Origin of the sequence: Acidiphilium sp. 20-67-58 (assembly GCF_002255515.1) — a bacterium.
Taxonomy (GTDB): domain Bacteria; phylum Pseudomonadota; class Alphaproteobacteria; order Acetobacterales; family Acetobacteraceae; genus Acidiphilium.
This window is the reverse complement of sequence record NZ_NCAS01000112.1, coordinates 1-1,088: the sequence shown is the minus strand read 5'-3', so window position 1 is coordinate 1,088 and position 1,088 is coordinate 1. Positions and strand designations below refer to the sequence as shown.

1 protein-coding gene and 1 pseudogene are annotated in these 1,088 nt (G+C 68.1%); one reads left to right on the top strand and one right to left on the bottom strand.

Features of this window, described 5'->3' with window-relative positions; translation table 11 throughout:
- Positions 1-388 (bottom strand): hypothetical protein (locus B7Z76_RS16255; RefSeq protein ID WP_291345305.1); only part of this gene is annotated, 388 nt, incomplete at its 3' end.
- 316 nt (positions 389-704) lie between these two features.
- Between B7Z76_RS16255 and B7Z76_RS16250 the strand changes: the two are divergent.
- Positions 705-1,088: pseudogene (locus tag B7Z76_RS16250) on the top strand (IS21 family transposase); the annotation flags it as partial.

Here is a 1,088-nt window from a genome sequence, read left to right as displayed (position 1 = left end):
TCTGGGCCTCCTCTGCGCTCGCGCGCGCTTTCTCCTGCTCAACCTCTAGCAGCCGCCTCTGACGCTCGGCAGCGTCATCCGCCATGACCCTCTGCGCCTCTGCCTGACGCTCGATTTCCGCGATCCTGGCTTTGGCGGCTTCCAGTTCCGCAGCCAGGCCGGGCGAGGCATCGCCGGGCTCCGGCTCATTCGCCCCGCCAGCCCGACGCAGCGCCGCACGTGGCTCCAGTGGGTCATCGTCGCGGGTCATCAGGCTAGCCGCGTGTTTCAGCAACGGGTGCGCCTGCTCCGGAGCCATAAGCAGGACTTGCTTGATACCGCGCTCGGCTAGAGCCGCCCGCCGCCGGGCAGCACGCTCTCGATTCCCGTCCCTGCTGTTCTTGGCCACGACTAATCATGGCACATATCACCCTGATAACCCATGACTAATCATGGCCAATCGTGATTAGTCATGGCTGGTGCCAGCCAGGCGCCACTGTCGCGCGGCAATCAACGTGAGAATCCAGCGTCAATCAGGATGAGAATGCGGCTGGGGAGGCACCGGCGGAGGGCGTAGCCCGGAGCCGGTGCCTCCCCAGCCGGGCGGCGTCCTTGCCAGGGCGCCGCCGTGGTCGCGGCCGTCCGGGTCGCGGAGGATACCTCGTCACAACGGGGAGACCTTCGTGCCCGGGCGCCACATCAACGACCACCAGAAGAGGCTTTTCATGAGATATCGACAGACAGACGGTGTTGCCCTGGCGGCCGCCAGGGCCGGCTTCAGCACGGCCGCGGGCTACCGGCTGGAGCAGGAGCGCCACCTGCCGTCATCGCCGAAGCCGCCGCGCGGCCGGCGCCGCCCGGATCCGCTGGCGACGATCTTCGACGCTGAGGTGGTGCCGCTTCTCGAAGCCGCGCCCGGCCTCAGGGCCGTGGCGATCTTCGAGGAGATGTGCCGGCGCCATCCGGATCTTGCCGCTGGCGTCTGCCGCACGCTGGAGCGGCGGATCCGTACCTGGCGCGCGCTGCACGGGCCGGAGCAGGAGGTCATCTTTCGCCAGACCCATGAGCCGGGCGCGATGGGCCTGTCCGACTTCACCGACATGAACGAG